General features: G+C 39.4%; 10 protein-coding genes and 1 rRNA gene. All 11 read left to right on the top strand.

From position 1 onward, the window contains the following. A 5S ribosomal RNA gene (gene rrf, locus J2Y67_RS23625) occupies window positions 1–93 on the top strand; the annotation flags it as partial. Window positions 94–355: 262 nt separating this feature from the next. After that, complete coding sequence (locus J2Y67_RS23620; protein WP_396954133.1) at window positions 356–574, top strand: sigma factor G inhibitor Gin; 219 nt, start codon at window positions 356–358, stop codon at window positions 572–574. Between the two features lie 77 nt (window positions 575–651). Further along, window positions 652–2079: an aminotransferase class I/II-fold pyridoxal phosphate-dependent enzyme gene (locus J2Y67_RS23615; RefSeq protein ID WP_310177887.1), complete on the top strand. Its 1428-nt coding sequence runs from the start codon at window positions 652–654 to the stop codon at window positions 2077–2079. Window positions 2080–2101: 22 nt separating this feature from the next. Continuing rightward, window positions 2102–2731 (top strand): dTMP kinase, encoded by a 630-nt coding sequence (tmk, locus tag J2Y67_RS23610; protein WP_310177884.1) that lies wholly within the window; start codon window positions 2102–2104, stop codon window positions 2729–2731. Window positions 2732–2855: 124 nt separating this feature from the next. Then, window positions 2856–3185, top strand: coding sequence for a cyclic-di-AMP receptor (locus J2Y67_RS23605; protein ID WP_026574054.1), 330 nt, complete (start codon window positions 2856–2858; stop codon window positions 3183–3185). A gap of 18 nt (window positions 3186–3203) precedes the next feature. Continuing rightward, complete coding sequence (gene holB / locus J2Y67_RS23600; protein WP_310177883.1) at window positions 3204–4211, top strand: DNA polymerase III subunit delta'; 1008 nt, start codon at window positions 3204–3206, stop codon at window positions 4209–4211. After that, window positions 4204–5031 carry a PSP1 domain-containing protein gene (locus tag J2Y67_RS23595; protein ID WP_310177880.1) on the top strand — a complete coding sequence of 276 codons (828 nt, stop codon included), beginning with the start codon at window positions 4204–4206 and terminating at the stop codon, window positions 5029–5031. The genes holB and J2Y67_RS23595 overlap by 8 nt, the downstream gene beginning before the upstream one ends. Before the next feature lie 13 nt (window positions 5032–5044). Further along, on the top strand, window positions 5045–5413 hold the full coding sequence (gene yabA / locus J2Y67_RS23590; protein ID WP_310177878.1) for a DNA replication initiation control protein YabA: 369 nt from the start codon (window positions 5045–5047) through the stop codon (window positions 5411–5413). Window positions 5414–5585: 172 nt separating this feature from the next. After that, complete coding sequence (locus tag J2Y67_RS23585) at window positions 5586–6329, top strand: tRNA1(Val) (adenine(37)-N6)-methyltransferase (protein WP_310177875.1); 744 nt, start codon at window positions 5586–5588, stop codon at window positions 6327–6329. After that, complete coding sequence (locus tag J2Y67_RS23580) at window positions 6316–6603, top strand: GIY-YIG nuclease family protein (RefSeq protein WP_310177872.1); 288 nt, start codon at window positions 6316–6318, stop codon at window positions 6601–6603. The genes J2Y67_RS23585 and J2Y67_RS23580 overlap by 14 nt, the downstream gene beginning before the upstream one ends. After that, the gene (rsmI, locus tag J2Y67_RS23575) at window positions 6581–7453 is read left to right on the top strand and encodes a 16S rRNA (cytidine(1402)-2'-O)-methyltransferase (RefSeq protein WP_310177870.1); all 873 of its coding nucleotides are present in this window, start codon (window positions 6581–6583) and stop codon (window positions 7451–7453) included. Before J2Y67_RS23580 ends, rsmI begins: the two co-directional genes overlap by 23 nt. Window positions 7454–7476 lie beyond the last annotated feature (23 nt).

The following is a 7476-nucleotide window of genomic DNA, read 5'->3' as shown; positions in this document are numbered from 1 at the left end:
ACACCCGTTCCCATACCGAACACGGAAGTTAAGCTTCTCAGCGCCGATGGTAGTTGGGGGCTGTCCCCCTGTGAGAGTAGGACGTTGCCAGGCAAGATAAAGGACAACCTGATATGAGGGTTGTTTTTTTGTTTAGAAATATAGTTAATGAGGATGGTGGAAGGTAAAATCTCAAAAACGTAAGGTAAACCACTTCCTGGTTAAAAAACTTAAAAAAAGTACGAAGTATTTAAAAAGAAATCGCCTATAGACATACACCCAAATCCAAAAGAGGGCATAAAATAAGAAGCAAGAGCGCCTGAAAAGACTATTCGAAAAATTGTATACAATTATTAATTAAGGGAAGAATAGGTGTATGGAGGTGGACGAATTGAGTTCAATTTTTGCACAAAAATATCATGAGGAAACGTGCGTTATTTGTGATCAATTAAAACCGAAAGGCATACATCTATACACGTCATTTATCTGCATGGATTGTGAAAAAGACTTAATTAATACAGAAACCAGTGACCCAAAATATAAATACTTTTTAAAACAACTAAAAAAAATCACTACCCCGGAGATATTTTCCTAACCAAGTCCTTTTAGGACTTTATTTTTTTGCAAACAAATTGTTAAAATAAATAAGACTCTTTGAAGGAAGTAACGTAAATGAAAAATCAACAGAAAATGCCTCTTTATCAAGCATTAGTAGATCACATCAATAAAAACCCGATTTCCTTCCATGTACCGGGGCACAAATATGGAATGATTGCAAAAGATTACTTCGAGCAAATCCTCAAGCTTGATGTGACAGAACTATCTGGATTAGATGATTTACATTCACCCGAGGGTGCCATTTTGGAAGCTGAGCTGCTTCTGCAGGATTTATATCAAACTAGGAGCAGTTTTTTTCTTATAAATGGATCGACAGTTGGGAATTTGGCCATGATCATGGCGACCTGCCGCGAAAATGATTTTGTGCTTGTCCAAAGGAATTGTCATAAATCGGTAGTAAATGGGTTACGTTTAGCGAAGGTAAAGCCGATTTTTATAGAACCGGAAATAGATGATGAGTGGAAAGTTGCTACTGGTGTTCATTTAGAAACAATTAAAGATGCAATTGATTTATATCCCAATGCCAGTGCATTGATCTTAACCTATCCTAATTATTACGGGATGGCATACGATTTAAAGAATATTATAGACTATGCACATATACATAATATTCCTGTATTAGTGGATGAGGCGCATGGACCTCATTTTATTATAGGCAGTCCTTTTCCACCTTCTGCTGTACAATTGGGGGCTGATATTGTAGTTCAATCCGCACATAAAACACTCCCTGCTATGACAATGGGATCTTATTTACATATTAATAGCAATCGAATTCAAATAGATAGGGTCAAGGATTACTTGCAGCTTTTTCAATCAAGCAGTCCATCCTATCCGATTATGGCTTCATTGGATATAGCTAGGCATTATCTATCTGCCTATCAACAAAAAGATGTACTCCACCTGTTAAAGGAAATAAATAGATTTAAGGATTCACTCAAACAGATTTCAGGTATAAAAGTATTAACCTATCCGAATCATTTAGGTGACCCATTAAAAATAACGATCCAGTCTACCAGCCATCTCAGTGGATTTGACCTTCAAAGCAAATTTGAAGAGCAGGGGATTTTTACGGAACTTGCAGATCCATACAATGTGCTGCTAATTCTCCCTTTGCTAAAGGAAAATCAAATCTATCCTTTAGAAGAAACGGCAGGGAGAATTCAAAAAGTGTTAAAGGGCATTACAGACAATGAGATAATAGTAGAAACCCTGAAGATTGAACAAAAAATATCTGGACTAGCCATCCCTTACAGCGACATGGAGGATTTGGAGGGAAGAATTGTACCACTCACAGAGGCAATTGGCCAAGTTTCTGCGGAAACTATCATCCCCTATCCTCCCGGTATTCCACTGCTACTAAAAGGGGAACGTATTACTGAGGGGCAAATAAGGAATCTTAAAAGGTTAATGGAAAGCGGTGCCCGATTTCAGGGTGGTAGTTTTTTAGAAAATGGTCTAATTAGTGTTTATGTGGCATCTTAAGATAGGTTTTGGAGGTTTATTAATGGAAAATGGAATGTTTATTACATTTGAAGGGCCGGATGGTGCGGGGAAGACGACCATTATTAGTATGGTTGCGAAACAATATGAGAATGCCATCTTGACAAGGGAGCCAGGTGGTATTGATATAGCAGAACAAATTAGAAGTGTAATCTTAAATAAAGAAAATACGGCTATGGATCCGCGAACGGAAGCTTTGCTGTATGCAGCAGCACGAAGACAGCATCTAATTGAAAAGGTTAAGCCTGCATTAGAGGAAGGAAAAGTTGTCTTTTGTGACCGGTTTGTTGATAGCTCTCTAGCGTATCAAGGATATGCACGAGGGTTGGGAATGGATGAGGTTCTGAATATTAACCAGTTTGCCATCGAGAAAATGATGCCTGATTTAACGATTTACTTTGATATCGAGCCAGAGGTAGGCTTAAAGCGGATCAATAAAAATAAAGGACGAGAAATTAATCGCTTGGATTTAGAAGACCTTGCATTCCACCAAAAAGTGAGGGAAGGGTATCATCTTATTTTGGAGCGCTTTGCAGATAGGATTGTTAAAATAGATGCTTCAGGAACGCTAGAAGAGGTATTTCAAAAAACAATTCAGATAATAAAGGATAAATTAGAAGAGACAAAGCCTTGATCTTAAGGCTTTTTTTCTATCTTTCAAAAAGAAAACCACCCCTTTTCTAGTATGTAAAGACACTTAATACCTGTTATAATTATAGAAACGAAAGTCGGTATCGATAATTGAAAGGGTGAAACAAATGAAACTAATCATTGCAGTTGTTCAGGACCAAGATAGTAATCGGTTATCTAAGGCTTTGGTAGAGAATAATTTTCGCGCGACCAAACTTGCGAGTACAGGTGGATTTTTGAAATCTGGCAATACCACGTTTATGATCGGTACTGAGGATATTCGTGTGGATCGAGCTCTTCAAATTATTAAGGACAATTGCAGGGCGCGTGATCAGTTAGTGGCTCCAGTTTCGCCAATGGGCGGAAATGCAGACTCCTATGTTCCCTATCCCGTTGAAGTAGAAGTAGGGGGAGCAACAGTCTTCGTTCTTCCAATTGAACAATTTATGCATTTTTAATAGAAGTGAGTGATAATTTTGGTTAAAACATGGGATCAGCTGGAAGAGGTACAGCCAACTGTATTAAAAATGATTAAAAACAGTATACAGAAACACCGAGTTGCCCATGCGTATTTACTCGAAGGGATTAGGGGGACAGGCAAAAAGGAGATTGCACTTTTATATACCAAGGCTCTTTTCTGCGAATCCCTTATAGATGGGTACAGACCATGCGAAACCTGTAAAAATTGTAAACGGATTAATCATGGAAACCATCCGGATGTACATATCGTTGAACCGGATGGCCAGTCGATAAAAGTGGAGCAAATAAGAAACCTGCAAGTGGAATTCTCCAAAAAGGGAGTCGAATCCCTAAAAAAGGTCTACATACTGGTCCATGCTGATAAAATGAGTGTTAGTGCCTCCAATAGCTTGTTAAAGTTTCTTGAGGAGCCAAGTTCACAAACGACAGCCTTCTTGTTAACGGAGCAGCCGCAGAAAATCTTACCCACCATTCTTTCCAGGTGCCAGGTATTAACATTTCGACCATTGTCTCCACAGGCAATGGTGAAACAATTGATGGAAAATGGTGTTGATCCTATGAAGGCACCTCTTCTTGCCCAATTGACGAATAGTCTGGAAGAGGCATTGTCATTAAATGGGGATGATTGGTTTGCACAAGCCCAAAAAATCGTGGTAAAATTATATGAAGTGTTGAAGAAAAATCCGTTGGAGGCGATGATCATGCTTCAAGGGGATTGGTTTCTTCACTTTAAAGAGAAAGAACAGATTAATCGTGGTTTAGATTTATTACTTCTTATTTTTAAAGATTTACTATATATTCAGCTAGACAAGCAGGAGCAGATTGTTTTTATCGAAGAAAGTGAACGGTTAAAACAATTTGCCCTGCAAGCATCTAGGCGGCGCTTGACCGATCAAATGTCAGCTATTCTTGAGGCAAAGAAGAAGCTTGCGGCAAATATGAATCCTCAGCTAATGATGGAACAGCTTGTGTTAAAATTGCAGGAGGGATCTTCGTTTGTATGATGTTGTAGGAGTACGCTTTAAAAAAGCGGGAAAAATTTATTATTTTGATCCTGGAGAGCTGCAAATTCAGAAGGATGACTTTGTGATCGTTGAAACGGTTCGAGGTGTCGAATATGGCAAAGCGGTTATTGCTAAAAAAACAGTAGAGGAGCACGATGTCGTTCTTCCGCTTAAGAAAGTAGTAAGAATTGCTGATCAAAAGGATCGAATGATTGTTGAGGAAAATAAACAAGCAGCACGGGAAGCATATGAAACATGTAATGAAAAAGTCAATGAACATCAGCTGGATATGAAACTAGTGGATGTTGAATATACATTTGACCGCAATAAAATCATTTTTTATTTTACCGCCGATGGAAGAGTTGACTTTAGGGAACTTGTAAAGGATTTAGCGGCGATTTTCCGGACGCGAATTGAACTCAGACAAATTGGTGTCCGTGATGAAGCGAAAATGCTTGGTGGAATTGGGCCTTGTGGAAGAATGCTTTGCTGCTCTACCTTCCTGGGTGACTTTGATCCCGTATCGATTAAAATGGCGAAGGATCAAAACCTTTCATTAAATCCAACGAAAATATCTGGGTTATGCGGCAGGCTCATGTGCTGTTTAAAATATGAAAATGATGAATATGAATCAGCCAAGGAGCAGCTGCCGGATATCGGTGAAATCATTGTTACTCCCCACGGAGAAGGCAAAGTGGTAGGATTGAATATCTTAGAGCGGGTCCTTCAGGTGGAGCTAAAGGAACACGATCGAGTTCTCGAGTATACTTTGGATGAAATCATTAAAGAAGGTGCCTTTTCGATACAATCCACAGATTAACGAGGTGGAATACGTGGATAAAAAAGAGATATTTGATTCAGTAAGTAATATGGAAACACAAATTGGCCAGCTTTACCAACAGCTTGGGGAATTAAAGCAGCATCTGGCTGAAATAATAGAAGAAAATCATTATTTAAAGCTGGAGAATGAGCATCTAAGGCGCCGTTTAGATGTGACCACGGAAAAGGAAAAGAAGGAAGTCATTAATAAAAAAGGAACAGCTCAAACACAAACGAGTGTTAAGCCTTTTGATATTGGTGAAGGATATGATAACCTTGCACGTCTGTACCATGAAGGGTTTCATATTTGCAATCTCCATTTTGGGAGCTTAAGAAAGGAAGGGGATTGCTTGTTTTGCCTTTCTTTTCTTAATAAAAAATAAGAATCAGCCTTCCTGCCAAAAGGAAGGCTATTTTTATAAATAAGGATGTGTTAAAGGGCATTGTTAAATTTTCTAACTAACTTGATTGGAGCGGACCTGCCCGTGAACCGCTCGCGCCTGGAACGCAAATTAACAGGCTAGGTTAACATAACTATAGACAAAGGTGATACATATGGTTTTATTGAAAGATGATGAACGGCTTGATTATTTATTGGCGGAGGACTTACGAATTATCCAGAGCCCCTCAGTCTTTGCTTTTTCGCTAGATGCTGTTTTGCTGGCAAGGTTTGTCTATGTCCCCATTCAAAAGGGAAATTTAATTGACTTATGCAGCGGGAATGGTGTGATTCCGTTGTTTTTAAGTGCAAGAACAAAAGGGACGATTACTGGGGTAGAAATCCAAGAACGACTATATGATATGGCAATAAGAAGTGTTGAATATAATGGGCTTCAGGATCGGCTAAAAATGATTCACGGTGACATTAAGAACATGCCGAAACTTCTGGGCCATGGGAACTTTGATGTGGTTACCTGCAATCCGCCCTATTTTGTAACACCAAAGGCGGGTGAAATCAATTTAAATGAGCACCTGGCGATTGCCCGTCATGAAATCTATTGCACGTTAGAAGATGCCATCAGCGTTTCAAGCCAGTTAGTTAGGCAGGGTGGGAAGGTGGCATTCGTTCACCGTCCAGGCCGATTAATGGATATCATTTCTTTAATGCGCAAATACCGGCTTGAGCCCAAGCGGATTCAATTTGTGTATTCGAAGATAGGAAAAGAGGCCAATACTTTATTAGTAGAAGCTATTAAGGATGGAAGCCCAGACTTGAAGATTTTACCCCCGATTATTGTCTATAATGAACAGAATGAATATACTCCCGAAATAAGAGGGATTTTATATGGAGAAAAATAATCATTTCTTTTATGTATTGACTTGCGGGGATGGAAGTCTTTACGGCGGATATACAAATAATCTTGACCGGCGGCTAAAGCTTCATAATGAAGGGAAAGGGGCAAAATATACCCGGGGGAGAGGACCGTTATCATTAACGTTCTTCAAAACCTATGGCAATAAAAGTGATGCCCTAAAAGCAGAATATCAATTTAAACGGTTAACGAGAAAGAAGAAAATCGAGTTTTTACTTAGGGAAACGGGTGGTTATGATGTGGCAGCAGAAGAGCTTTGAAAATGAGGAGCAAAAGGGGATTCTTTATCTTGTGCCAACCCCTATCGGTAATCTGGAAGACATGAGCGTTCGGGCAATTAGAATTTTAAAAGAAGCGGACTTGATTGCTGCAGAAGATACCCGAAATACAAAAAAGCTATGCAATTACTTTGAAATTCCAACCTCTGTGGTCAGTTATCACGAGTACAATAAGGAGACGAGCGGGGAGAAGTTGATTTTGAAGGTGAAGGATGGTTTAAAAATTGCCCTCGTCAGCGATGCGGGAATGCCAACCATCTCCGACCCCGGCTATGAGCTAGTTACAGCTGCAATCGCAGAAAAGTTAACAGTTGTTCCTTTACCCGGTGCAAATGCGGCACTCACTTCCTTGATTGCTTCAGGGCTTGTAACCCAGCCCTTCTATTTTTATGGTTTTTTAAATCGGAATAAGAAGGACAAACGCAAGGAATTAGAGGGCCTAAAACATCAAGAAGCAACAATGATTTTCTATGAATCACCACACCGTCTAAAAGAAACCCTGTCCATTATGCTGGAAATCCTGGGTGACAGAAAAATTTCCTTGTGCAGGGAATTAACCAAAAGATATGAAGAATTTATCAGAGGCAGTATTCAAGAGGCGGTAGAATGGTCCAATCAAGAGGAAGTTCGCGGAGAATTTTGTTTGATTGTTGAAGGCGGGGACCGAGTGGATGAAGCAACAAGCAGCTGGTGGGAGGAGTTAACGATTGAGGAACATGTTAATCACTATATTACACTAAAAGATCTTCCATCCAAGGAAGCCATTAAACAAACAGCGAAGGACCGCGGATTAAATAAACGAGACGTATATCAAATGTATCATATTGATTAATCAAAAAGCTCCAGATCATAATG

Origin of the sequence: Neobacillus niacini, from assembly GCF_031456445.1 — a bacterium.
GTDB classification, from domain to species: Bacteria; Bacillota; Bacilli; order Bacillales; family Cytobacillaceae; genus Neobacillus; species Neobacillus niacini_I.
Note: the sequence above shows the minus strand (reverse complement) of the source record. Positions and strands in the feature narration are given on the sequence as shown.

Coding starts and splice junctions, on each gene's coding strand:
- J2Y67_RS23620 (WP_396954133.1), top strand. CDS start 356: ATGGAGGTGGACGAATTGAGTTCAATTTTTGCACAAAAATATCATGAG.
- J2Y67_RS23580 (WP_310177872.1), top strand. CDS start 6,316: ATGGAGAAAAATAATCATTTCTTTTATGTATTGACTTGCGGGGATGGA.
- J2Y67_RS23585 (WP_310177875.1), top strand. CDS start 5,586: ATGGTTTTATTGAAAGATGATGAACGGCTTGATTATTTATTGGCGGAG.
- tmk (WP_310177884.1), top strand. CDS start 2,102: ATGGAAAATGGAATGTTTATTACATTTGAAGGGCCGGATGGTGCGGGG.
- rsmI (WP_310177870.1), top strand. CDS start 6,581: ATGTGGCAGCAGAAGAGCTTTGAAAATGAGGAGCAAAAGGGGATTCTT.
- J2Y67_RS23605 (WP_026574054.1), top strand. CDS start 2,856: ATGAAACTAATCATTGCAGTTGTTCAGGACCAAGATAGTAATCGGTTA.
- J2Y67_RS23615 (WP_310177887.1), top strand. CDS start 652: ATGAAAAATCAACAGAAAATGCCTCTTTATCAAGCATTAGTAGATCAC.